24 protein-coding genes are annotated in these 24,482 nt (G+C 67.6%); 7 read left to right on the top strand and 17 right to left on the bottom strand.

The window, feature by feature from the left end:
- The first annotated feature begins 474 nt into the window (after positions 1–474).
- Genes WC597_RS15825 through WC597_RS15835 form a run of 3 tightly spaced genes read left to right on the top strand, consistent with a single transcriptional unit; the run spans position 475 to position 3,604 of the window.
- Positions 475–2,946 carry a response regulator gene (locus tag WC597_RS15825; protein ID WP_372694847.1) on the top strand — a complete coding sequence of 824 codons (2,472 nt, stop codon included), beginning with the start codon at positions 475–477 and terminating at the stop codon, positions 2,944–2,946.
- 11 nt (positions 2,947–2,957) lie between these two features.
- A complete protein-coding gene (locus tag WC597_RS15830) occupies positions 2,958–3,341 on the top strand; it encodes a response regulator (RefSeq protein WP_372694849.1) in 384 nt (127 codons plus the stop codon).
- Positions 3,338–3,604, top strand: a complete 267-nt coding sequence (locus tag WC597_RS15835) for an Hpt domain-containing protein (RefSeq protein WP_372694851.1) — start codon at positions 3,338–3,340, stop codon at positions 3,602–3,604. Before WC597_RS15830 ends, WC597_RS15835 begins: the two co-directional genes overlap by 4 nt.
- A 1-nt stretch (position 3,605) precedes the next feature.
- Here the strand turns inward: WC597_RS15835 and WC597_RS15840 are convergent, their stop codons facing one another.
- The 5 genes from WC597_RS15840 to WC597_RS15860 form a co-directional block, all read right to left on the bottom strand.
- Positions 3,606–4,061, bottom strand: coding sequence for a hypothetical protein (locus WC597_RS15840; RefSeq protein ID WP_372694853.1), 456 nt, complete (start codon positions 4,059–4,061; stop codon positions 3,606–3,608).
- The gene (locus WC597_RS15845) at positions 4,058–4,606 is read right to left on the bottom strand and encodes a hypothetical protein (RefSeq protein WP_372694855.1); all 549 of its coding nucleotides are present in this window, start codon (positions 4,604–4,606) and stop codon (positions 4,058–4,060) included. The genes WC597_RS15840 and WC597_RS15845 overlap by 4 nt, the downstream gene beginning before the upstream one ends.
- A complete protein-coding gene (locus WC597_RS15850) occupies positions 4,603–7,287 on the bottom strand; it encodes a hypothetical protein (protein WP_372694857.1) in 2,685 nt (894 codons plus the stop codon). The genes WC597_RS15845 and WC597_RS15850 overlap by 4 nt, the downstream gene beginning before the upstream one ends.
- Positions 7,288–7,316: 29 nt before the next feature.
- Positions 7,317–8,129 (bottom strand): molecular chaperone, encoded by an 813-nt coding sequence (locus WC597_RS15855; protein ID WP_372694859.1) that lies wholly within the window; start codon positions 8,127–8,129, stop codon positions 7,317–7,319.
- A 112-nt stretch (positions 8,130–8,241) separates the two neighbouring features.
- A complete protein-coding gene (locus WC597_RS15860) occupies positions 8,242–8,760 on the bottom strand; it encodes a DUF4402 domain-containing protein (RefSeq protein ID WP_372694861.1) in 519 nt (172 codons plus the stop codon).
- 256 nt (positions 8,761–9,016) lie between these two features.
- On the opposite strand from WC597_RS15860, the gene WC597_RS15865 reads away from it, so the two are divergent.
- A complete protein-coding gene (locus WC597_RS15865; protein WP_372694863.1) occupies positions 9,017–9,649 on the top strand; it encodes a LuxR C-terminal-related transcriptional regulator in 633 nt (210 codons plus the stop codon).
- Between the two features lie 9 nt (positions 9,650–9,658).
- On the opposite strand, the gene WC597_RS15870 is transcribed toward WC597_RS15865, so the two are convergent.
- From WC597_RS15870 to WC597_RS15890, 5 genes are all read right to left on the bottom strand, one after another.
- Complete coding sequence (locus WC597_RS15870; protein WP_372694865.1) at positions 9,659–11,851, bottom strand: GumC family protein; 2,193 nt, start codon at positions 11,849–11,851, stop codon at positions 9,659–9,661.
- Between the two features lie 71 nt (positions 11,852–11,922).
- Entirely contained in the window at positions 11,923–13,206 is a 1,284-nt protein-coding gene (locus WC597_RS15875) for an outer membrane beta-barrel protein (RefSeq protein ID WP_372694867.1), read from the bottom strand.
- 18 nt (positions 13,207–13,224) lie between these two features.
- A complete protein-coding gene (locus WC597_RS15880) occupies positions 13,225–14,199 on the bottom strand; it encodes an SDR family NAD(P)-dependent oxidoreductase (RefSeq protein WP_372694869.1) in 975 nt (324 codons plus the stop codon).
- Positions 14,199–15,521 (bottom strand): UDP-glucose/GDP-mannose dehydrogenase family protein, encoded by a 1,323-nt coding sequence (locus WC597_RS15885; protein WP_372694871.1) that lies wholly within the window; start codon positions 15,519–15,521, stop codon positions 14,199–14,201. Before WC597_RS15885 ends, WC597_RS15880 begins: the two co-directional genes overlap by 1 nt.
- A gap of 127 nt (positions 15,522–15,648) precedes the next feature.
- Positions 15,649–16,455, bottom strand: coding sequence for a PhoH family protein (locus tag WC597_RS15890; RefSeq protein WP_372694909.1), 807 nt, complete (start codon positions 16,453–16,455; stop codon positions 15,649–15,651).
- Between the two features lie 308 nt (positions 16,456–16,763).
- On the opposite strand from WC597_RS15890, the gene WC597_RS15895 reads away from it, so the two are divergent.
- Positions 16,764–17,291, top strand: a complete 528-nt coding sequence (locus WC597_RS15895; protein WP_372694873.1) for a gamma carbonic anhydrase family protein — start codon at positions 16,764–16,766, stop codon at positions 17,289–17,291.
- Here the strand turns inward: WC597_RS15895 and WC597_RS15900 are convergent.
- From WC597_RS15900 to WC597_RS15915, 4 genes are all read right to left on the bottom strand, one after another.
- Entirely contained in the window at positions 17,286–18,218 is a 933-nt protein-coding gene (locus tag WC597_RS15900; protein ID WP_372694875.1) for a bifunctional riboflavin kinase/FAD synthetase, read from the bottom strand. The two genes, WC597_RS15895 and WC597_RS15900, sit on opposite strands and share 6 nt — an antisense overlap.
- Entirely contained in the window at positions 18,218–18,679 is a 462-nt protein-coding gene (locus WC597_RS15905; protein ID WP_372694877.1) for a MaoC family dehydratase, read from the bottom strand. Before WC597_RS15905 ends, WC597_RS15900 begins: the two co-directional genes overlap by 1 nt.
- A 39-nt stretch (positions 18,680–18,718) precedes the next feature.
- Positions 18,719–19,588 (bottom strand): TIGR01459 family HAD-type hydrolase, encoded by an 870-nt coding sequence (locus WC597_RS15910; RefSeq protein WP_372694879.1) that lies wholly within the window; start codon positions 19,586–19,588, stop codon positions 18,719–18,721.
- Positions 19,589–19,783: 195 nt separating this feature from the next.
- Positions 19,784–21,055 carry an EAL domain-containing protein gene (locus tag WC597_RS15915; RefSeq protein ID WP_372694881.1) on the bottom strand — a complete coding sequence of 424 codons (1,272 nt, stop codon included), beginning with the start codon at positions 21,053–21,055 and terminating at the stop codon, positions 19,784–19,786.
- A gap of 108 nt (positions 21,056–21,163) precedes the next feature.
- Here WC597_RS15915 and WC597_RS15920 point away from each other — a divergent pair, with 108 nt between their 5' ends.
- Both WC597_RS15920 and WC597_RS15925 read left to right on the top strand, forming a co-directional pair.
- A complete protein-coding gene (locus WC597_RS15920; RefSeq protein WP_372694883.1) occupies positions 21,164–21,934 on the top strand; it encodes an SDR family NAD(P)-dependent oxidoreductase in 771 nt (256 codons plus the stop codon).
- Positions 21,924–22,871, top strand: coding sequence for a lysophospholipid acyltransferase family protein (locus WC597_RS15925; protein WP_372694885.1), 948 nt, complete (start codon positions 21,924–21,926; stop codon positions 22,869–22,871). Before WC597_RS15920 ends, WC597_RS15925 begins: the two co-directional genes overlap by 11 nt.
- Here WC597_RS15925 and WC597_RS15930 read toward each other — a convergent pair.
- From WC597_RS15930 to WC597_RS15940, 3 genes are all read right to left on the bottom strand, one after another.
- On the bottom strand, positions 22,817–23,323 hold the full coding sequence (locus WC597_RS15930) for a response regulator (RefSeq protein WP_372694887.1): 507 nt from the start codon (positions 23,321–23,323) through the stop codon (positions 22,817–22,819). The genes WC597_RS15925 and WC597_RS15930 overlap by 55 nt on opposite strands.
- Positions 23,324–23,389: 66 nt before the next feature.
- Complete coding sequence (locus WC597_RS15935) at positions 23,390–24,262, bottom strand: M23 family metallopeptidase (RefSeq protein WP_372694889.1); 873 nt, start codon at positions 24,260–24,262, stop codon at positions 23,390–23,392.
- Positions 24,259–24,459: a DUF2093 domain-containing protein gene (locus WC597_RS15940; protein ID WP_372694891.1), complete on the bottom strand. Its 201-nt coding sequence runs from the start codon at positions 24,457–24,459 to the stop codon at positions 24,259–24,261. Before WC597_RS15940 ends, WC597_RS15935 begins: the two co-directional genes overlap by 4 nt.
- Positions 24,460–24,482 lie beyond the last annotated feature (23 nt).

The raw sequence follows: 24,482 nt of genomic DNA on the forward strand, positions 1-24,482 counted from the left end.
GCCTGGCGGATGATCGCGGCGGGGAAGCGATGGCGCTTGAACGATAGTGGCTTCACGAATTGCGATCTCCGATCAGGCCATTAGGCGGTCTGAAGTGGAGACAAGTTAGCGTTAGACTGACAGCACCTGATCGCACGCTTGGGCTTGGCGATGTTGGCGGGACTGCTTGTTCTGTTCTTCTTCCGGGGGCGCAGAGGCGAGGATAGGTTAGAATGAAGTGTGTGCTGTGAACGGCATGATCTCCAATCGCAGCGCCAACCAACCCGCTGAGGATTTGCGGCTGAGGTGACCGTCCTCTTGCCGTGTCGTCAATCCGGCGTGAGCTCGCCTTCACCTCTATTAACCTTATCGCCTTGAAGTTGTTTGGTCGCAGGGGCGGGGATGGTCTTGCCTATCGGGGCGGGATGTCGGACCGTCGGGGTGAAGGCCGATGCACGTCGGGGTGGCGGCGTCGGCTGAGGTCGAGAGGGCGGGATGGTGCGCGGATCACGTCGGCGGTGGGGGCTGGGCCTGGCGGTTGTGGCGCTGGTGGTCGGTCTGGCGTGCGTCGGGCTAGAGATGCGGCGTGATTTCGAGCGGGTTCGGGCCCTGCGTCAGGAGACGGCGCAGTCGCACAAGGCGCGCGAGGAGCTGCAGACCGTCTTCTCGTTGATGCAGGACGCCGAGACGGGACAGCGCGGCTATATCATCAGCGGCGATCCCGATTTTCTGGTCCCCTATACGATCGCGACCGAGCGCCTGGGCCGGGAGTTGCCGCAGCTGAGGGCGGCCTATGTGGGCGATCCGGTTCAGCGCACCAACATCGCCGAGCTGGAACGACGGATCGCGGTCAAGCAGGCGGCGATGCGCGAGGCGCTGGAGGCCCATGATCGGCGCGGCCGCGAGGCGGGGCTGACGGCCGTCGCCACCGGCGGCGGCAAAGAGGCGATGGATCGTATTCGCGCGACCATCGACCGGATGACCGAGATCGATGCGCGTGCGTTGACGGCGTTGACCCAGCGGGTCGAGGCGCGGTCGCGTTCGACTGAGGCGATGGTGACGGCGATGTTCGTGGCGCTGATCGCCCTGGTGGCAGGGGGCGCGGCTCTGCTCGTGCGCTATGTGACGACGAGGCGAAGGCTGCTGGCCGAGGTTCGGGCCACGGCGGCGCGGCAGGAGGCCATCTTCGACAGCGCCATCGACGCCATACTGACGCTGAACCCCAGCGGCACCATCGAGACGATGAACGCCGCCGCCACGCGGATGTTCGGCTGGTCGGCGCAGGAACTGGGCCGGCGTGACGTGGCCGTGCTGCTGGAGGCCAGCGACCAGGGTGACAAGGGACTGATGGCGCGGATCCGCGCGGGCGGGGCCGATGCGACGGGTGGGTTGGTGCAGGAACTGACGGGACGGCGGCGAAGCGGCGAGGCGTTTCCGGTCGATGTCGCCTTCAGCCCGCTGGAACTGCCGACCGGCGTGCATCTGGTGGCGGTGGTGCGCGACATCACGGATCGGCGTCGGGTCGAGGAGCTGAAGAAGCAGTTCGTCTCGACCGTTAGTCATGAGCTGAGGACGCCGCTGACCTCTATCGCCGGGTCGCTGGGCCTGCTGGCGGGTGGTGCGGCGGGCAGCCTGTCGGAGCGTGCAGGTCGCCTGATCGGCATCGCCCATTCCAACAGCCTGCGGCTGGTGCGGCTGATCAACGACATTCTGGATGTGGAGAAGCTGGAGTCCGGGCAGATCAATCTGGAACTTCAGCCCATCGACCTGCGCGAGGTCGCGATCCGGTCTCTGGATAATGTGCGAGGATACGCCGACGGGCTGGGGGTCAGGCTGGAGCTGGCCGAGGGGCCGTCGGCGCCCGTGATGGGGGATATAGATCGACTGGTGCAGGTGGTGGTCAATCTGTTGTCGAACGCGGCCAAATTCTCGCCCGAGAGCGGCACGGTCGAGGTCGCGGTCATGCCCGAGGCGCGTATCGTGCGGCTGAGCGTGCGCGATCACGGGCCGGGCGTGCCCGATGCGTTCCGGGCGCGCATCTTCACCAAGTTCGCCCAGGCCGACGGATCGGACACGCGCCAGCGCGGCGGCACCGGCCTGGGGCTGGCGATCGCCAAGGAGATCGCCGAGCGGCACGGCGGGCGGCTGTGGTTCGAATCGGCGCCGGGCGAGGGGGCGACCTTCCATCTGGACCTGCCGATGACCGTCGGCGACGCCGCGCCGCAGACGACGTACGGGCCGCGCCTGTTGATCGTCGAGGACGATCCCGATGCGGCCGAGGTGCTGCGGATCATGCTGGCGCAGGACGGCTTCGACGCCCTGGTCGCCGGCAGCGCCGCCGCCGCGCTGGACGCCGTCGAGGACGAGGGGTTCGCCGCCATTCTGGTGGATCTGCAACTGCCGGACGCGGATGGGATCGGCCTGATCCGGGCCCTGCGCGAACGGCCCGGTACGGTGGACACGCCGGTCGTGGTCGTCTCGGCCGATGTGGCCCGAGGCCGTGCGCGAGGGCGGTCGCTGGAGGTGATCGACTGGCTGGAGAAGCCGTTCGATCAGGAGCGTTTGCGCAGCGCCATCGCCGCGGTGCTGGAGCGGTTGGGGCGTCAGGCGCCGGTCATCCTGCATGTGGACGACGACCCCGACATTTTGCAGGTCACCGCCGAGACCCTGGCGGGGATCGCCGAGATCACCCACGCGGCCAGCCTGTCGCAGGCGCGCAAGGTGTTGGCGCGGGCCAGGCCGGATCTGGTGATCCTGGACCTTGGGCTGCCGGACGGGTCGGGGCTGGAGCTGCTGCCCGACCTAGGCGAGGGGGCCAAGGGGATCCCGGTCGTCGTCTATTCCGCGCAGGACATGGATGCCGCGCTTGGCGAGCGTGTCGAGGCGGTGCTGGTCAAGTCGTCGGCGTCGCTGGCCGATCTGGCGCGGACGGTGCGGCGGCTGACCTTCACCCCGCGTGATCGCTGAGAGGAAACCCCATGCCCCTGACGGTGATGCATATCGACGACGAGACGGACATCCGCGAGGTGGCGGCGTTCGCGCTGGAGCTGGACTCCGACCTGGCGTTGATCAGCGTGGGGTCTGGGGCGGAGGCGCTGGCGCATCTGGAGACGGGGCCGGCGCCGGACATCATCCTGCTGGACGTGATGATGCCGTCGATGGATGGACCCAGCGTGCTGGCGCGTCTGCGCGAGATCGAAGGGCTGGAGAAGACGCCGGTCGTCTTCATGACGGCGCGCGCCCAGAGCGAGGAGGTCGAGCGACTGAAGGCCTTGGGGGCCATCGGCGTGGTGGTCAAACCGTTCGATCCCATGACCCTGGCGCGCCAGCTGCGGGACATTCTGGCGGCGGCGGACGCATGAGCAACGATCCGCTGGCGGCGCTGAGGGCCGAGTTCTGCGTCCGGGCGGTCGAGGATCGGGCCGTGTTGGCGCGGGCTTTGGCGGTGGGTGATCCCGATCGGGTGGAGCGGGTCGCACACGGTCTGGCGGGATCGGCCGGGCTGTTCGGGTTTTCCGATATTGGCGCGGCGGCGCTGGCGGTGGACGATGGGTTCGCGTCGGGGCGAGGGCTGGATGCGGCGGCGGCTGACAGACTGATCGCGGCGCTGGACGCCTTGCCCTGATCTATTCGTAGTCGATGCTGAGGGGCAGGGCGGCGACGGATTCGGACGCGCCATTGGCGGGACGCAGGCGGCCGGAAACCCGCAGCATGTCGCGGCCGTCCAGGTCCATGTGTGAGGTGCGGGTCACCGACACGTCGCCGGTGTTCTCACTCCAGATCTGCAAATCCTCGACCAGGGCGACGCCCTCGCTGGAGGTCAGGGTGCGGGGCACGCGGATGCGATAGACCCGGCCCGGATCGCCGGTGACGCGGATCACCGCAGGCGCATTGGGCTGGATGTCGGCGCTCAGCGACAGGGTGGCCACGCGCTGCTCGGGCGAGAGCTGGATCGGGCGGACGGAGACGATGCTGAGGCTGCGTTCGATGCTGATCGTGGCGCGCGCCGGTTCCTGCGCCAGCGCGGGTAAGGCGAGGACGAGGAGCGGCACGGAGATAATGAGGACGCGAAGGGGTGTCATGACACCAGTTGAACCGTGACGATGTAGTCGAAGCTGTAGACGCCGCTGGCGGCGTTGGCAGACAGCACGACGTCCATGCCGAGCTTCAGGGTGGCGGTGCTGAGCAGGCCGATGGGGTTGAGGTCGAAGGTCAGGCTGGCCGCCTCCGTCGGGGCCGATCCGGCGCGATAGGTGGCGCCGCTCAAACCGCCGACCCTCAGCCGGGATATGGTCGCGGGGCCGCTGCCGGTGACGGGGGTGATGGTGACGCGGATGTAGCGCAGGGCGCACAGGCCCGACAGGTTCAACAGGCCGCAGTTGATCGACAGGGTCGGCGTCGTCACCGAACCGGATGTCAGCCGAATGGCGTCGCCGCTGGTGCGGGTCACGGCGCCGGCGGTGGAGATGCTGAAGGTCGTCGCAGACGTGCCGCGAATGGTCGTCCCCAGGGTGGGCGCCGTCGCGGGTGATCGGGTAACCGAGGCGTCGGACTGGGCCAAGGCCTGACGTGGTGCTGCGAAAAGCAGGCTCATTGCGATGAGCAGGACGATGGCGATACGGTTCATTGCCGGACCTCGCCTTCGATGCGGACCAGGAAGCGGCCTGCGTCCACGAAGCCACCCTTCGCAGGTACGACAACGCGGGCGCCTTCGACCAGAGAAACCCCCAGGGCGTGGGCCTGATCTCCGTCCAGCCGGACATCATAGACGCCGGGCCGCACGCGTTCGAAAAACAGCACCCCGGCGTGATCGCTGCGGCCGGCGATGGGCGCGCCGGCGCCTTGCGGGACCAGTTCGATGGCCAGGGCGGCGAGGGGACGCGGCTCGCTAGAGCCGCGCACCAGCAGGGCCAGCAGTTGCACCTCGGCGCTGCGCTGCATCGGATAGTCGATCTGGGCGGCTTGGCCTGGACGCGGCACGATCTGGATGTCGGTGGGGCCGCCGACCAGGAAAGGATCGTCGACGCCTTCGGTCGTTAGGCGAATACGAGCGGTCGGCACGTCGCCCAAGCCGGTGGCGTAGACGCGGCCGTCGGCGTCGGTGGTGACGCCTCCCGCGTTGGTGTCGGCGACGATGCCCGGCACGCCCGGCTCGCCGACCTGGCGCAGGCCGTCGCCGTTCTCGTCCACCCAGGCATTGATCGCGACGGATCCGCCGCCAGCCACGCCAGGGCGGATGATCCGGTAGCCTTGCCGGCCAGGATCATAGCCGAAGCCGAAGCCTAGCTGCAGGCCGACCCGCCAGTCCTGCCGACGGGTTTCATAAGCGACATTCAAGGCCAGGTCGAAACGCGGCGCCCTCCAGAGGTGCGAAGCTTGCACAGCCGTTGACGGCTGCGGGCCCAAGGCGCGGATGGCGCCAAAGCGCAAGGCGGCGGTGGGGCTGAGCTGCCAGTCGGCGGTGACATAGGCCGTGTCCAGGCTGGGGTCCGGCGATATCTCATAGGTCAGGCCGGCGCGGGTCTGAAGCCGCGCTGAGATCAGGGTGTTGATATCGAATCCGCCCAGCCATCGGCGGCGATCGGCGCCTGCGGTGGTTTCGGCCTCATAGGCGATGTTGCTGGAGGCGTAGTAGCGGCCGATGGGGGCGGAGGCGCGCAGTTCGGCGGTGGTCAGGTTGACGCCGTCGGTGCGAACCAGGCGGCGCGCGTTCAGCGAAATCGGCACGACCAGGCCGCCGGGCGCCGTCCACTGGCCGTCGGCGCGAATGTCGGTGGCGCGTGACAGGGGCGCCTGATCGAGGGCGCCGAGATGACGCGTCTCGTCGATGAAGCCGGCGCCATATTCGGAATGCCGGCCGATCAGGGAGACGCCATAGGCGCGCGTGGCCAAGCCGACGGAGACGCCGCGTCCGCCCTGGTCATCCAGGGCGGCGTCGATCTGGGCGGCGACGGGCCCCAGCGAACTGCGGACGCCGGCCGTGCCGAGGGTGCGGCTGTCGCGCCCTAGAGGTTCATAGCGCGCGGCGCCGGCGCTGAGGGTCAGGCCCGGCGAGAGGCCGTAATCGACGGTGGCGACCAGGCGCAACGCCCCCACATCCTGACCGCCGATGGGATCGCCCACATCGAAGACGGTCAGCCCCTGTTGGACGGCGCTGAGCCGCACGACGAACCGGCCCGGTTCCAACTGACCCGAGCCGAAGTTGATGCGGCGCACGACCTCGCGAATCTGCCCCTGCGAGCCGTAGAAGACCAAGCGGATCGTGTTCAGGCCGAAGGCCAGGGGCACGTCCAGAAACTCGTAGCGCCCCTGGACCGGCGAGGTCTGGGCGCGTTGCAGCACCTCGTTGACATACAACTCCACCTCCTCTCCCAGGGCCAGTTCGCCGCGCAGATTGAGCGGGGTGGCGAGGTCGAGGTTTTCCAGCGGCGCCGACGAATAATAGACCCCGCGTCCGGCGACGCCGGAGACGCCGATGGGCATTGAGGGGGAGAAGACGTCGCCGATGCTGGCGCGTGTGCCGCCCAGCGGCCCCAGGGCGTGGCCGTAGGGATCCTTGCGCGTCAGGGCGACGCGCACGGCGTTGATCGCGCCCTCGTCGTCAGAACCGACGTAGCCTTCGAAGCCCGCATAGAGCAGGTCGCCGGCCGCGCGCACGTCGTAGCGCCTGGCGTTGTCGACGCCGTCGCGCGCGACCTGACCGCCGATATTGACGTCGAAGGCAGGCGGGCTGGCCAGACGATAAGGGGTGGATTGGCGGACCACATCGTCCTCGGCGTCTATGACACCGGCGGCCGCCTGGCGACGCGCGCGTTCCGCCCGCTGTTCGAACGGCAGGGCGCGCGTGGTGGTCACCATCAGCATCTGGGCGCTGGTGTCCGCCTTCAGCTTCACCGGCAGCAGCTGTTCGATCAGGTCGGTGCGAAGATAGAGGTCGTCGTCATAGATGGCCGCCTGGTCCGCCCCGAACCGGATCGTGCGTCCGGCGACCTTGGCTTCGCCCGTCGCCAGATCGACGGTGATGCGATTGGACGGATCCAGCACCCAGCCCTCGGCGCGGCGCTGGGCCGGGAAGACGCCGACGGCGAGGTCCAGCACGCGCGAGAATTCGCCCAGCGGTACAAAGACGCCTGCCCGCGAGGCGTAGACGTTCATGGACTCGGTCAGGGCGATGCCCCCGGCGTCCACCTCCATCCACAGCAGGTCGTCGGCGCTGAAGGGCTGGGGATCGGCGGCGATGACCAGATTGCGCACCAGGCTGTCCTGGGCCGTCGCGCTCCAGGCGATGCCCGACGTGGCCAACGCCATCAGAGCCGCGCCGGTGGAGCGCGCCACCGTCACGGAGCGATCAGGGTCGTGGTCGCCAGCACCTGGCCCTTTTCCGCGTCGTCGTCGCGATAGACGATGGTCAGGGTCTGGCCCGGCACCACGCCTTGCGGCAGGGCGGCGATCACCGTGCGGCGCGCGACCTCGGGATAGACGGCGACGCCGCGCACGGCGGTCAGGGGACGGCGTCCGGCGGAATCTTCGACGAAGATCTCCACGTCGCCATAGACCGAGTTGGCGCCGTTGCGCACCAGATCCAGCGACAGCAGGGTCTGGGCGCCGTCCTGGGTCAGGGAGACGCGGTCGATGCCGGCGCGCGCGTCCACGGCGCCGTCGCGGACGATGACCGGAATGCTGACACTGAACAGGGCCACGACCTGAAGCGTCACGTCGTCACCGCCGGCCGCGGCCTGATCGACGGTGAAGCCGGCGTTCTCGGGCGGAAGGGCGGTGACGGTCAGGTGACTGCGGTGCTCGCCGTCGCCGCCGGGGCGGGCGCGCACGCGGATGGCCTGGCTCTCGCGCGGCTGCAGGGTGATGCGGCGCGGGGTGTACTGCACGAGGTCGCGCGCCGAATCGAGCGTCGTCTCGGGATGGTCGGCGGCGGCCACGATCTGACCGTCCGCCGTCATCACCCGGTCGATCAGTTCGACGGAATAGGTTGCGGGCTGGTCGCCCTGATTGAAGACATAGACCGTGGCGCTGCGTTCGCCGGGGCCGAACACCACCCGCTTGGGCGATATGTTCAGGTCGGCCCCCACCTGCGCGAACACCGGATCGGCGATCGCGAGGAAGGCGACGGCGGGCAGCAGGTAACGAAACATCTTCACTCCGAGCCAATACAACGGCGACGCGAAGCGACGATGATCCTTCAAGCCTTCCGCTTCGTTAAGCGCGGTCCGCTCGGAGTTGTCGACCTGGAGCGGATACATGGCCTTAGTTGTAGGCGGCCGAGACGGTGAAGGTGCCAGTATAGGCGCCCGTCGTGGTGGTCGAACCGACGGGGACCGAGCCGCCAACGCTGAAGGCCAGAGAACCGGCCGAGCCCAGGGCGTTGGACAGGGTCTGGCTGGCGGCAGAGCCGGTCAGGCTGTTCGACGTCGTCACCGTCAGGGTGTCGGACCCGTTCGCCATCGAGAAGGTGGCGGGGATGGTGACCGAGACCGACTGGCCCCCTTCACCGGCGACAGAAAAGGCCGCGGCGGCAGGCGTATCGCCGGACGTCAGGCCAACCACGCCGCCGGTGACCGAACGCGCGCCGGCCGCGCTGACCACGACCGTGCCGGAGCCCGTGCCGGGACGCACCACTGTGCCGAACTTCAGATCGGCCGTCTTGGTGATGGTCAGGGGGCGGATCACGGTGATCGAACCCGACCCGGTGGCCGAGGATTGGGCCATGGCCGGAGCGGCGACGGCGGTCAGGACGAGGGCGGCGACGGCGATCAGCGTTTTCATCATCAGCTCCAACTGAGTGACGGCGCCGGCTGGGCGTCGTCGTTGGAGAGCCAAATCATCCCGAAACGCAGAGGAGTCCACAAGCCGAACGTGCAAAATGGCCTAAACATAACCAAAGTTATAGCCGGAGAGCGAATTCGTTAGCATGCTGCGTTTACCGGCCTGGGTTGTAAGGCAAACGCACTGTTAACCTCCTGGGCTGCAATCATGACCTGTGGCGTAGCAACTCAAAGGCATAGCTTGGAGGCGCGAAACGATGCGCTGGACCGTTCTTATCGTCGATGACCATCCCCTGATCGGCCAGGCGCTGGAGCTGTCGATCCGCGTCGCATATGCCCACCTGGACGTGGCGCGCGTGCTGTCGGCCAAGGAGGCCGAAGCCTGCGCCAAGACCCTGGGTGGTCGGATCAAGCTGGTGATGCTGGATCTGCTGTTGCCGGACGCCACGGGATTCGATGCGCTGCTCCGCCTGCAACTGCTGTTGCCCGATGCGGACTTCGTCATGGTGTCGGCGCGGGTTGACGCCCATTCGGTGGCGATGGCGCGGGCGTTCGGCGTGAAGGGCTATTTGTCCAAGGCGGCGCCGGTCGAGACCCTGGTCAACGGCGTGGGGGCCATCATGCGGGGCGAGCAGTTGTTCCCGACCGAAACCGCCGCCGATCCGGTCGCCATCGATTTCCATCGCCGCGTCGCCCGCCTGTCCGCCGCTCAGCTAAGGGTGCTGCGGGCGCTGGCCGAGGGCAAGCTGAACAAGGAGATCGCGGGCGACATGAACCTGACGGAGGGGACGGTGAAACAGCATGTCTCGGCCATCCTGAAGAAGCTGGAGGTCAATAACCGCAGCCAGGCGGTCCTTGCCTCCGCACCCTTCCTGCGCAATGCGGGCTGAGATTGGGCGTCAGGCGGCGTAGTATTTGCGGTAGGCCTGATAGTCGTAGCCGGCGTGGCCATAATCCTGTCTCGCCTGGACCCTGACATCCACCTGGGTCAGGGTGACGCCCAGGATGCGTGCGCCGGATTGGTTCAGGATGCGGACGGCGGCGGCGACCGCGCGGGCGGGCGTTGTGCGCCAGCGGGCCAGCAGCAGGACGCTGTCGGCCTTGCCCGCCAGGACGCGCGCGTCGGCCAGGACCAGCACCGGCGCTGTGTCGATGACGATCAGATCGAACGCCTGACGCAGCTCTGTCAGCAGGGCGTCCATGGGCGGGGCGGCGAAGAGATCGTCCGCCGACAGGCCGGCTCCCGACAGCGGCAGGACGTGTGCGCCTGATGCGGGGTCCAATACCAGAAGGTTTCGCCAGGACGCCGCGCCGTGCAGCGCCTCGGCCAGACCCGCATCGGGATCGAGACCCAGCATCCGCGTGACGCCGCGCCGACGCGGGTCGCCGTCGATCAGCAGAACCCGGCCGCCCGACCGGGCCGCGACGCGGGTCAGGCAGACGGCGGCGGTGGTCTTGCCCTCGCCGGGCAGGGCGGAGGTGACGGCGACGATGCGGCCGGCCGGCTCGCCCACGACGCTGACGATGGGGGTGATGGAGGTGCGCAGGGCGCGAAACGCCTCGGTGAAGACCGAAAGGGGCCTTTGCAGCACCAGGTCGATGGGATGCAGATCGCGGTCTTCCACTGCGGCGACGGACGAGGCCAGCGGGATCGCGCCGATGGGGGGCAGGCCCAGCTTGCGTTCGATGTCTTCGGGGCCGCCCAGGCCGGTCTGCATCGTATTGGCGACGGTGACGGCGAGCGCGCCTGCGCCGACGCCCAGCACCAGACCCAGCGCGAGGCTGAGCATCAGGTTCGGCGCGCTCTGCGAGGTCGGGGGCGTGGCGCGCGAGACGATGCGCGCGTCGGCCTGTTCGACGCCGGTCTGGGCGCTGGTTTCGCGATAGCGGTCCAGGAAGGCGCGGTAGATGGCGCGGGCGGCCTCGGCTTCTCCCTCCAGTTCGCGTAGGCGCACCGAGGCGGCGTTGTTGTCGGCCAAGGTCCCGCGTGCGGTGCTCAGGCTGGACTCGACCGAAGCCGTGCGCTGGCGGGCGACCTGGGCCTGGGCGTCCAGATTGGAGACGACGCGGCGGATCTCGGCCTGGATCTGGGCGTCGATGTCGGCCAGTTCCTGGCGGGCGCGGATCATGTCGGGGTGCAGGGAGCCGTAGCGGACGGACAGGTCGGCGACGCGGGTGCTGATCGCCGCACGTTGGGCGCGCAGGTTCTGGACCACGGGCGAGGTCAGGGCCTCGCCGACATCGTCGCCGTTCGATCCGGCGGCCATCTGGGACCGGGCGGTGCGCAGGCGCGCGTCCTGCTCGGCCTGTTGGGCGCGGGCGGTCGCCAGTTGCTGGTTATAGACCGAGATTTCCTGCTCGGTCAGGGTCGCGCCCTGGGCGCTGAGCAGGCCGTTGTCGATCCGGTAGGTGGAGACGGCGGCGTCGGCGGTCTCGACCTGTCGGCGCAAGTCTTCCAGCCGCTCGCCGAGGAAGGCGTTGGCCTGGCTGTTGGCGTCGAACTTGGCCGTCAGCTGGGACTGGAGGTAGCGTTCGGCGAAGGCGTTGGCGATGCGGGCCGCCTTGGTCGGGCTGTCGGAGGTGAAGCCGACCGCCATCGAATAGGTCAGGCCGACGCGGCGCACGGTCAGGCGGTGGCTGACGGCGTCGGTGACCTGCTGGCGTTCGATCTCGCGGTCGGGTAGCGCGGCGCGGCCGATCCGGTCCGTGAAGGCGGCGAGCGGGGACTTGCGTAGTCGGGCGTTGAACTCGGGATCCTGGGTCAGGTTCAGCGCGTCCACGACGCCGGCGGCGAGCTGGGGCGACTTCAGCACCTCGACCTCGGTGTCGACGATGGCGGCCTCGGCGTCGAGGGCGGACAGGACGGCGGGACCGGCGACGACCTGTTCCTTGCGGGTGTTGATCTGGAGATTGGTGGTGGCGGTATAGACCGGCGTCTGGCCCAGCATCAGGGCGAGGACGATCAGAGCGACGACCGCCGCTACCGCCATGAACAGGCCGGCGCGACGGCGGAATGCGACGACGTAGCGTTGGAGGTCGACGTCGTCGTCGGAAGGCATGGTCCCGAAAGCAGGGTCGTTCGTCTGTGTCATCGCGCCATCGAACGGTGATCGTCCGTGTCAGTGGTGCGGCGTCGCCTTCAGGTTGTCAATCTTCGCGCGGCTCAGAACTGGGCGGTGGAGCCCACGTAGAACCGCGTGTTTCGGTAACTGGGGCCTTGGGCGGCGCCGGACGAGGACTGGTCGAGCCAGGTCAGGCCAGCGGTGAAGCCGTAGCGGCGATTGACCCGGTAGGCCGCGCTGATCCCGGCGCCCAAGCGCGTGTCGGTTCGCGCCAGGCCGTTGTAGGCGTCGTCGGCATAGGTCGCTTGGGCCGTCAGGATCAGGTTGCGCAGCAGCTCGTGATTGACGGTGAGCGACAAGTCGGTGCGCAGGGCGCCGGCCGCGCCGATGACGCCCGTGTCCTCGACGGTTCGCGCCGCCGCCGCCGTGACGGTGGTCAGTTGGGTCGGGAACCAGGACAGTTTGGCCCGACCGCCGAAGCCATCAAGGTCGCCGAACGCGGCATCCTCGAAGTCCTGTCGGATATAGCCGGCGGCGATCTCGCCCCGGACCAAGGCGCCCAGTTCGAAATCCACGCCCGTCAGGGTCTGATAGCCCGATGAGGTCCGCAGAGGGCGTCCGGCCACTTGCTCGTAGTCGCGGTCGTCGCCAATGACCTGCAGGAAGATCGCCGTGGCGGGGGAAAGAGCATAGTCGGCGCGGCCGATCAGGGTGAAGACCGTGCGGTCGCGGTCGTCCTGTTCGACCAGGGCCCGGGTGTCGCTGAAGCCGTCGCGATAGTCGTAGCGGTGAACGGCGGCTCGCGCCGAGACGCGCAGGCGTCCCATTGCCCGTTCGGCGCCAAGATGGGCTGAGGCCAGGTTGAAGGCGACGGGCCGCTGGGTGATCGGATCGGCGCCGGCGGCGGTGCGCGCTTCGTGGGCCTTGGCGTAGTCGGCGCTGGCGACGATCTCGGCGCCGCGAACCACGTCCAGGCGGCCGGCGGCGCCCAGGCCCCAGTCGGTGGTGTTTTCGCTGTCGAAGTCGAGGTTACGATCGATGACGGCGCGGCCGTGGGCCTGAAGCGCATGGCGGGACCAGTTGGACCTGGCGACGATCTCGGGTCGGAGGCGGAAAGTCGTGGCGGCCTGGGGCGCGTCGTCACTGGCGAAAACATTGTCGTCTTGGACGACGTCGAGCTGAAGCCGTGGAAAGACGGTGAAGCCGCCGGTGCGGATGCCCAGGGCGTCATAGGCGGGTTGAGGGCGGTCGCGCACGGCGACGGCGCGGTCACGAGCGAACAGGTCCGCCGTGCGATCCTGGGCCGTGCGCAGGGACTGGGCCGAAGCCTCGGACCCGCCGAACAGGGCCAGTGCGGCGGCGGCCGGAAGGATGTCGCGTCGCATCGGCCCCCGCCTTTCGCTTCAACCGTTCTCGTACTGTCGCCACCAGGCGACGAATTTTTCCAGCCCAGCCTTCAGCGGCACCTTGGGCTGATAGCCGCAAAGGGCGTTCAGTTTGGAGATGTCGGCATAGGTGGCTGTCACGTCGCCCGGCTGCATCGGACGCATGACCTTCTTCCCCTCGACGCCCAGGGCGGCTTCCAGTGTTGAGATCATCTCCATTAGGCCGACCGGCTGGCTGTCGCCGATGTTGTAGACCTCATGCACGTTCTGAGCCGGCGGGCGGTCCAGAACGGCGACCACGCCGTCGACGATATCGTCGATATAGGTGAAGTCGCGCGCCATCCGGCCCTCGCCATAGACCTCGATGGGCTCGCCGCGCACGATCTTCTGGGTGAAGCTGAAATAGGCCATGTCGGGCCGGCCCCAGGGGCCATAGACGGTGAAGAAACGCAGGCCGGACTGGGGAAAGCCGTAAAGCTTGGCGTAGCTCTGGCTCATCAGTTCGCACGAGCGTTTGGTCGCGGCGTAGAGCGAAACGGGATTGACCGTCGGGTCATCCTCGCGAAAGCCCAACCCTTCCAGCGACCGGTCGCCATAGACCGAGCTGGACGAGGCATAGACCATGTGGGTCACGCCATTGTGCCGCGCGGCCTCCAGCATCGACAGGTGGCCGGCCAGGTTGGACCGCTCATAGGCGAAGGGATTCTCCAGCGAATACCGAACCCCCGCCTGGGCCGCGAGATGGACGATCCGCTTGACGCCGGCGTCCGCGACCAGTGCGCGCATCTGTTCGTGATCGGCGATGTCGGCGCGTACCATGCGAAAGCCGTCGCGCCCTTCCAGCCGGGCGGCGCGGGCCGCCTTCAGGCGCGGATCATAGTAGTCGTTGAAGACATCGACGCCGATCACCTGTTCGCCACGGTCCAGCAGGCGCTCGGCGACATGCATGCCGATGAAGCCGGCCGCACCGGTAACGAGGATCGGCGACCCCATCAGCCGCGCCCGATGCCCATGTAGCGGAACCCGCGGCTCTTCATGTCCTCGGGCCGATAGATGTTGCGCAGATCGACCAGGACCGGCTGCTTCATAAGAAGCTTGATGCGGTCCAGATCCAGGGCGCGGAACTGGTCCCATTCGGTGACCAGGACGACGGCGTCGGCGCCGACGACGGCATCATAGGCGCTGTCCTTCATCTCGACGTCGGGCAGCAGTTTGGCGGCCTCGTGCATGCCTTCGGGGTCGAAGGCCTGAACCTTGGCGCCGGCGGCGATCAGGGCGGGCACGATGTCCAGGCTGGGCGCGTCGCGCATGTCGTCTGTGTTCGGCTTGAACGTCAGGCCCAACAGGGCGACGGTCTTGCCCTGGACGCTGGTTCCCAGTGTCGTCGCGACACGGTCGGCCATGGCCTTCTTGCGCGCATCGTTGACCTCGACCGTGGCTTCGATCAGTCGGGTCGGGGCGCCGTACTGCTGGGCGGTGCGGACCAGGGCGATGGTGTCCTTGGGGAAGCACGAACCGCCGTAGCCGGGGCCGGCGTGCAGGAATTTGGAGCCGATCCGCTTGTCCAGGCCGATGCCGCGCGCGACCTGCTGCACGTCGGCGCCGACGGCTTCGCACAGGTCGGCCATCTCGTTGATGAAGGTGATCTTCATCGCCAGAAAGGCGTTGGCGGCGTATTTGATCAGCTCCGAGGTGCGTCGGCCGACGAACAGCAGCGGGCTCTCGTTCAGGTTCAGCGGACGATAGAGCTCGCTCATCACCTTCTGGGCGCGCGCGCCGGTGTCGCCTGCTATGTCGTCGATGCCGATGACGACGCGGTCGGGGCGTTTGAAGTCGCCGATGGCGGCGCCCTCACGCAGGAACTCTGGGTTGGAGACGACGGCGAAGTCGGCGCTCGGATTGGTCTTTCTGATGATGGCCTCGACCTCGTCGCCCGTGCCGACCGGGACGGTGGACTTGGTGACGATGACGGTGAAGCCCTCGATCAGGCCGGCGATCTCCTCGGCGGCGGCGTGGACATAGGAGAGGTCGGCGTGGCCGTCGCCGCGACGCGTCGGCGTGCCCACGGCGATGAAGACGGCGTCCGCTTTACGGATGGCATCGGCGCCGTCCAGGGTGAAGAACAGCCTCCCCTCTCGCACGTTGGCGGCGACCAGATCGTCCAGCCCCGGCTCGTAGATCGGGATCTCGCCCCGCTCCAGCCGTTCGATCTTGGACGGGTCCTTGTCGATGCAGGTGACGACATGGCCGAAGTCGGCGAAACAGGCGCCGGACACCAGGCCCACATAACCCGTCCCAATCATCGCTACGCGCATCGAAATCCCTCATCAGCGGCGAGCCGACCTTTAGCGGGGCGGTGCGCTTGGGGACAATGGCTTTTGGTTTCCAGGTGCAACGGGCCTGTGGCCGGCGCCTCGCGTCGCCGGCCACAGGCGCAGCGGCTCAGAGGACGCCGATCATCGAGGCGACCAGCGGGTGGCGGACGATGTCGCGCTCGGCCAGGCGGACCACGGCGATGTCCGGCACGGCCTCCAGGCGGGCGGACACGTCGGACAGGCCCGAGATGCCGGGCAACAGGTCGGACTGCTGTGGGTCGCCCGTGACCACCATGGTCGAATGCCAGCCCAGACGAGTCAGCAGCATCTTAAGCTGGACGTAGGTGCAGTTCTGCGCCTCGTCCACGACGATGAAGGCGTTGTTCAGTGTGCGGCCGCGCATATAGCCGATGGGGGCGATCTCGATCAGACCCTCGGCCATCAGAGCCTTGACCCGCTTCATCGACAGACGATCCGACAAGGCGTCGTAGAGCGGCCGCAGATAGGGGGCCAGCTTGTCCTCCATATCGCCCGGCAGGAAGCCGATCGATTCGCCGGCCTCGACGGCGGGGCGGCTGAGGACGATGCGGCCGACCTTGCCGGCCTCCAGCGCCTCGACGGCCTTGGCGACGGCGAGATAGGTCTTGCCGGTGCCTGCGGGGCCGAGCGCCATGACCAGGTTGTGGGCGTCGATGGCCTCCATCATTTCGATCTGGCCTTCCGACTTCGGCTTCAGGGTCTTGAGGTAGCCCTGTTCCCGGTCGTCGTTGGACGGGCTGGGCGACCAGCCCCCTGAACCTTCGCGATGGCGTTCATTATGCGGGGCATGAAGCCGGCGAACTTTCGACTCCTCCATGAAGTCACGCGAATCCAGGATTCCGTGTTCACGCGTTTGACGCTTGGTTGCAGCACGCTTGGTCATGGACGCCTCCAGGGCATGAAAAAAGGCGGACCCGAATGGGCGCCGCCTTGGATGGTCTTGGGGAGGAAAGGGTCACGGCCTGCGCAGCAGGCGCCCGGATCGACAGCAGGGCCGTCTGCAACGGGACAGGCCCGCCGCCGAACAACCGAACCAGGATCCCAACGCGCCACGCGAAAGCCCCGACAATGACCGGATCGGGCTTGATCCGGTTTCGGATCCGGGGCCGAAATGGCGACCCACGAATCGCATCAACAGAATGATGCTATCGTGGTTAGCGATCCGTTAAAGCCCTCATTTTTCAAAGATTAGGCAGTGTTCTGATGACCATTTACGCATTGGGCGACAGCAAACCTCAGCTTCCGCCTGAGGGCGAATACTGGGTGGCTCCAAGTGCGTCGGTGATAGGGAATGTGATTCTGCATCCCAACGCCAGCGTCTGGTTCGGCGCCGTGCTGCGCGGGGACAACGATCCCATCACAGTGGGTCCTGACAGCAACATCCAGGACGGCAGCGTCCTGCATACCGACATGGGATCGCCCCTGACGCTGGGGCGCGGCGTGACAGTGGGGCACAAGGCCATGCTGCACGGCTGCGAGGTCGGCGACTACAGCCTGATCGGCATCGGGGCGGTGGTGTTGAACGGGGTGAAAATCGGCAAGAACTGCATCATCGGCGCGAACGCCCTGATCACCGAGGGCAAGGTCATTCCCGACAACAGTCTGGTGGTGGGACAACCCGGCAAGGTGGTGCGTGAACGCGATCCGTCGCACATCGCCGTGCTGCAAATGTCGGCCGAACACTATGTGCAGAACTGGAAGCGGTTTGCGGCGGAGCTTCGGCCTCTATGATCGGCTGAGGACGGCCCGCGCCGCCGCCGCATCCGCGTCGATCTGGGCCTTCAGGGCTTCGAGGCCGTCGAAGGTTTCCTCGCCTCGCAGCCAGGCGACCAGTTCGGTGTCCAGCGTCTGGCCATAGAGGTCGCCGTCGAAGTCGAACAGCCAGACCTCCAGCAGCGGGGTCTCCAGCGCATACATGGGGCGCAAACCGAGGCTGGCGACGCCGTTTATGATGCGTCCGTCCGGCAGGCGGCTGCGGGTCGCATAGACGCCGTAGGCGGGGCGCATGTAGTCGTTCAAGGGTATGTTGGCGGTCGGCACGCCGATGGTGCGGCCGCGCTTGTCGCCGTGGATCACCTCGCCGCGAATGGCGAAGGGGCGGCCCAGGATGGCGGCGGCGCGGGCCATGTCGCCGGCCTTCAGGGCCTCTCGCACGGCGCTGGACGACAGTTTCAGGCCGTCGGCGTCGTCCAGGCGTTCGGCGACCGAGACGGTGAAGCCCAGCTGTTCGCCATAGGTACGCAAACCCTCGGGCGAGCCGGAGCGGCCCTTGCCGAAGGTGAAGTCGAAACCGACGGCGGCGTGGCGGATGCCCAGGCCTTCCGACAGCACCCGCTCGGCGAAGGCAGCGTCGGTCATGCCGGCCATCTCGGCGTCGAAGGGCAGAAGATACAGGATGTCCACGCCCAGCGGCGCCAGAGCCTCGGCCATCTGGTCGGCGGTCATCAGGCGAAAGGACGCGGCCTCGGGCTGAAACCAGCGGCGCGGATGGGGATCGAAGCTGACGACGCCCAGGGGCGCGCCCAGCCTTTCAGCGGCGTCACGCGCGCCGGCGATGACGGCCTGGTGGCCGCGATGCACGCCGTCGAAGGCGCCGACGGCGACCGCCGCGCCCTTCAAGGCCTCGGACAGGCCGCGCCAGTCGCGGACGATCTGCATCAACGCTGGGAGGGTTTGCGCCGGCGGGGAACGCGGACGACGGCGACGCCGTCCATGATCATGGTCTCGCCGACGAAGCCTTCGCAGCTGAGCTTGACCCGCGCGCTCTCGGGCTCGACCTCGATCACGGTGATCAGGATGCGAACGACGTCGTCGATGCGCACCGGCTGATGGAAGGCCAGGGTCTGGGAGATGTAGATCGACCCCGCGCCCGGCAGCATGGTGCCGACCACGGCAGAGCCGAACGAGGCGCTGAGCAGGCCGTGAGCGATCCGGCCGCGATAGGCGGTCTTGGCCGCGAAGGCCTCGTCCAGGTGGACGGGATTGAAGTCGTCGGACGCCTCGGCGAACAGCCGGATGCGGTCCTCCGTCGCGACCACGATTTTCTCGGCGGCCATGCCGACGTGAAGTTCGTCCAGGATGTAACCACCGGACGGATGCTGTTGAACCAATTCGACCATGGATGAGGCTTTAGCGGCGGTGCGACAAAATGGCGAGCCTTACCAGGCGAGTTCGAGCGCGGCGTATCGCGCATAGGTCGTTTCCGCCTTCAGCAGGACGGCGGCGCGGGCGGGATCCAGGGTTCCGTCCTCGCCCTTGGCCTGGTCGCCGTGGATCCCCTGGGCGATGAACAGGCAGTCCAGCGCCTGGGCGTTGGCGCCCATGACGTCGGTGACGACGCCGTCGCCGATGCACAGGACGCGTGAGCGATCGACGGCGCGGCCCAGCAGGGTTTGCGCCTCATGAAGGGCCAGGTCGTAGATCGGGGCGAAGGGCTTGCCCGCCATGACGACGCGACCGCCCAGGGATTCATAGAGATCGGCCAGCGATCCGCCGCAGTAGATCAACTGGTCGCCACGCTGAACCACGCGGTCGGGGTTGGCGCAGATCAGTTCGATGTCACGCGCCGCGCCGACGGCGAACCGATCGCGATAGTCCTCGGGCGTATCGACCGTGTCGTCGAAGGGGCCGGTGACGGAGATGAAGGCGGCGTCTTCAGCGCTGGCGGCGCGTTCCAGGTCCAGGCCGGCGTAGAGGGGGGCGTCGCGTTCGGGACCGACAATCCAGGCCGGGCCGGGCGCGCGCTTGGCCAGTTCGGCTCGGGTCGCGTCGCCGGAAGTGACGAAGGCCTTCCACGCCTCGCGCGGCACGCCCAGGCCGTCGATCTGGGCGATCACGTCCGAGGCCGGGCGGGGCGAGTTGGAGATCAGCACGACATGGCCGCCCTCGCGGTTGAACCGCGTCAGCGCCTCGCACGGCGCCGCCCAGCTTTCGCGCCCGTTATGGATCACGCCCCAAACGTCGCAGAGCAGGATGTCGTAGTCGCCGGCGACGGCGCCGAGGTGGGGCAGGGCGTGGGGGAGGGTCATGAGGTGTTGGTAGCGGTTTGGGCCTCAACGCGAAAGTCTCCTCCCCACTTGTGGGGAGGGGGACCACGAAGTGGTGGAGGGGCTTTTGAAGTCCCACTGACGCCTGTGATGCGTCGCAGAACCCCTCCGTCACGGCGCGAAGGCGCGCCGCGCCACCTCCCCGCGAAGCGGGGAGGTGACAGTTAGAAGGGTCAGCTAATACCGACGGCGCTGTTCGGCGCTGCGCAGGGTGGAGCGCAGGAACTCGGCCGGGGGGTCGGTTTCGGCCAGGACCTGTTCCTTGATGGCGCGGGGTTCGCCGAACAGGTGGCCCTGGCCCATGGCGACGTCCAGTTCGAGGATGTCGACGACCTGGCGTTCGTTCTCGACCTTTTCGGCGATGACCTCGACGCCGTAGCGACGGGTCAGGGCGGCGAAGTCGGCGGCCTGGATGTCGGGCATGGAGCGCAGGGGCGCGCCGCCGTCCAGGTCCAGCAGTTGTTCGATCATCAGGTCGGCAGAGACCTTGATGAACTTGACGTCCGAACGCTGAAGGTCGGCGAAATCGAGATCAAGCGTCTGGACCTTGTCCAGCGAGAAGCGGAAGCCGAGGTCGGCCAGCTTGGCCATGTTGCGGGCCTCGATGGCGCCGCGGGCGTCGAAGGTGGCCTGGCCCAGTTCGAAGATCAGGGCCTGGTTCAGGTCGCGGTTCTCGGACAGGAAATCCAGGAACTGCGGGAAGAAGGTGTCGTCGCCCAGCGAGGTCAGGGCCACGTTGCAGAAGACGCCGACCTTGCGGTCCTGGCGCGCCAGCCGTCGCACGATCTGGGCGCAGCGGAACAGCAGCAGATTGTCGATGGCCGGCACCAGGCCCTCGCCCTCGGCCATGGACAGGTATTCCGCCGGCATCATGACGCGGTCGGTCGAGTCCCGCAGGCGGGTGAAGCTCTCGTAGAAGATGGTCCGGCGCTGGGGCAGGGAGACGACCGGCTGGAGATACAGGTCGACGCGGCCCTCGCTGAGCGCCTCGTGGATCGTGCGCAGCAGGACGTTGGACTGGGCCATGCGACGGCCCTCGAAGGTTTCGACGCCGATGTGGGGCGCGGCCGACAGGCGTTCGTCGATGCTCTCGCTCATCTGCTGGACCAGGGATTCCAGCATGCGGACCTCGCCGGTCAGGGCATCGGTGTCGGACAGGACGCCGCTTTCGATGGCATGGGCCAGTTCGGTCAGGGCGCCTTGCGTCGACTCCATCGCATCGGCCAGCAGCCGGTGGGCCTCTCGAACCTGACCGATTTCCTTTTTCAGGACGCGGCGCTCGGCGATGCCGGTGACGATGCCGTGAAAGGCGCCCAGCAGACCCAGCGCGCCCAGCGTTCCGGCCACGCCTGCCCCGATCCCCAGACCGGCGCGCCACAGGAAGGCGCCCACGGTCATGCCGAGGAACAGATAGGCGAAATACAGAAAGCCCGTTGTTACGTTGCGCATCGGCTGGCGGCGGCCACTCCCGGATGGAATCGCCCGAGTATCAGGCTATCAATGTCATTCGGCTAGAGCGGGACGATAAATATCCCCGCCAGAATCACGGGAAACGCAATGGAACTGTTCGATCTGACCGGCAAGGTCGCAATCATCACCGGATCGTCGCGCGGAATTGGCAAGGCCATCGCCGAACGGCTGGCCGAACACGGCGCCAAGGTCGTCATCTCGTCGCGCAAGGCCGGGCCGTGCGACGAGGTCGCCGCAGAGATCAACGGCAAGTACGGCGAGGGGCGGGCCATCGCGGTTCCGGCCAACATCGCTTCCAAAGAGGATTTGCAGCGTCTGGTGGACGAGACCAACGCCGCCTTCGGCAAGGTCGATATCCTGGTCTGCAACGCCGCGACCAATCCCTATGCCGGGCCGATGGCAGGCATCGCCGACGATCAGTTCGAGAAGATCCTGCAGAATAACGTCATCTCGAACCATTGGCTGATCCAGATGGTCGCGCCGCAGATGGTGGAGCGCAAGGACGGGGCGATCCTGGTCATCTCGTCCATCGGCGGCCTGCGCGGCAATGCGCTGATCGGCGCCTACAATATTTCCAAGGCGGCGGACATGCAGCTGGTGCGGAACCTGGCGGTGGAGTGGGGGCCGTCGAACGTGCGGGTCAACTGCATCGCGCCGGGCCTGGTTCAGACGGACTTCGCCAAATATCTGTGGGAGAATCCCGAGCTGCTGAAGACGGTCACCGAGCCCGCGCCGCTGAAAAGGATTGGCCAGCCGGATGAAATCGCGGGCACGGCGGTCTATCTGTGCAGCCCTGCCTCGGCCTATGTGACCGGACAGACCCTTGTGGTGGACGGTGGATTGACGATTGCCTGGTGAGCGCAACGACTGGAAGCAGGATCTAGTTTGGCGCCTGGAGGCCTTCGGCTTCGAGGCGTTGTTCGGGTTTCTGCGCCTGCTGGGCGTCGAGCGGGCGTCGGGGCTGGGCGGCTGGCTGCTGCGCACCCTGGGGCCGTTGACCGGCACGCAGAAGACGGTGATGCGCAATCTGCGGATCGCGTTTCCCGACATGGACGCCACTGAGCGCGAGGCGCTCGCGCTGGCTCAGTGGGACCAGACGGGCCGGACCTTCGCCGAACTGGCGGTCATGGACCATCTGACGCCCGAGGGCGGACGTGTCGAGGTGGTCGGGATGGAGCGGCTGCACGCCCTGCGCGACAGCGGCCGGCCGGCAGTGCTGATCTCGGGCCATCTGGCCAACTTCGAGGTGATGGCGGCGGTGATCATGGCCTCGGGCGTGCCGTGCCAGGTGACCTACCGCGCCGCGAACAATCCGTATGTGGACGCCCTGATCCGCCAGAGCCGCGAGCGATACGGCATCCGCCTGTTCGCACCCAAGGGCGACGGGACGCGCGAGCTGATGGCGGGGATGAAGCGCGGCGATTCCATCGCCCTGCTGGTCGATCAGAAATACAATCAGGGGCCGGAGGTCGAGTTCTTCGGTCAGCCGGTAAACGCCTCGCCGGGGGCGGCGCGGCTGGCGCTGAAGTTTGACACGGTCATGCTGCCACTATCGGTGGTGCGGCTGCCGGGCGTCCGGTTCCGGGTGACGGCGCATGAGCCGATCGTCGTCAGCCAAAGCGAGGACAAGGCGGCCGATACCCTGGCGGGAATTCAGGCCGCCAATCGCTTCGTCGAGGAGCGGGTGAGGGAGCATCCCGTGGACTGGTTCTGGGTCCACAAGCGTTGGCCGGACAAGGTCTATGCAGCGTTGGAGCGTCCAGCCTCGGACGAGCGGCGGAAGGGACCGGCGTAGTCCGGCGCCTGGCGACGTCGGCGGCAGGGACCGTTGTAGTCGTCGGCCTTGATGAAGGCGCGGGGCCGCATGATGACGGCGTTGATCCGGTCCAGCACGGCCTTGGCTGTGATGGGTTTGACGATGAACTCGGTCACCCCGGCGTCGCGGGCCTCGTAGACGCGGCTGCGCTCGGAATGGCCGGTCATCATGATAATCGGCAGAAAGGTGTTGGGGCTGTCGGGGCTGGTGCGGACCAGGCGGGTGAACTCGACGCCGTCCAGCGGGAACATGTTGAAATCGACGATGGCCAGGTCGATGGCGTGGCGACGCAGCAGATCGAAGGCGGTCGCGCCCTCGGCCGCCTCATGGACGTTGCGGATATCGGCCGAGTGCAGCACGGCGGCGGCGATGGCGCGCATGTTCTGATTGTCGTCCACGAGCAGGACGTTCAGCGACTTGAGAGAAAACATCGGACCCCGGCAGGTAGATCGCCGAAGCTAAGGGGATGTGCGTAGTCCCGCAAGCGGAGCCATTGATCAGGCGAGCGTTTCCGGCGCGCGGGCGCCGACCATCAGCGATGGGTCCAGATTGCGGTCGCGCCATTTCATGCGCCAGCACAGGTGCGGACCGGTGGCGCGGCCGGTCATGCCGACGCGGCCCAGCGGATCGCCGCGCCGTACGCGCTGGCCTTGTTCCACATCCAGCCGCGACTGGTGCAGGTAGCAGGTGATCAGGCCCTGACCGTGGTCGATCAGGGTCAGGCCGCCCTCGAAATGCATGTCGGGTCGCACGAAGGCGATGCGGCCGTCGGCGGGGGCGCGGATCACGCTGCCCTGGGGTGCGGCGAGATCGATGCCGTAGTGGGGCCGGGCGGGCGTGCCGTTCAGGATGCGCTGGGCGCCCCAGGCGCTGGAGACGCGGTAGCTCTCCAGCGGCCAGATGAAGCCGGACTTGAATTCGTCGGCGTCGATGCGGCTGGCGAACCCTTCGGTCTTCAGCGCGATCTCCTGCTGGATGCGGGCCAGCAGGGCAGAGTCGCTGGGTTCGACGGTCGAGGGCGGCAGGCCGTTCACGCTGGTCGAGGGGAAGGCGTAGGGGGCGATGTCGAGGGTGCGTCGGGCCGAGCGATCGCCGGCGCGGGCCTCGATCTGGACGCTGGCGGCGGCGTCGCGGTCGAAGCCGATCACGAAGAGGCCGGCGGCCGAGGCGGTGGCCAGGGCCTCGCCATCGACGAAGATCAGGGCGCGCGGCGCGGTGCGACCGAAGGCGTAGCCGCCCTGACGCCAGGCGCCGTTCAGAGCCAGCGGCAGGGCGTTGTGGTCCTGTTCCCGAAGGTTTTGGGCCGCGAGCGGCGTGGCGATCAGGCTGGCGCCTGCGCCGGTCAGCAGGGCGCGGCGCGACGGGATCATGTCGCGGCTTGCTGGGCCGCGATGAATTCGGCGGGCCCGAAATAGGGCTGCTGGCGGGTCGGGCTCCAGTAGCGGAGGATTTCCAGCGGGATCGCCTTGTCCGTCACGGCGCAGCGCACGAAGCGGCCGGGCTTCAGCACCGCGAACTCGCCGTCGCCATAGTGAAGAACGGCCTGGTCTGCTGCGGTCATATCCATGATCGATAGATAGCGGGCGTCCG

This window comes from Brevundimonas sp. (assembly GCF_041648115.1).
In the GTDB taxonomy this organism is placed as follows: Bacteria; Pseudomonadota; Alphaproteobacteria; order Caulobacterales; family Caulobacteraceae; genus Brevundimonas.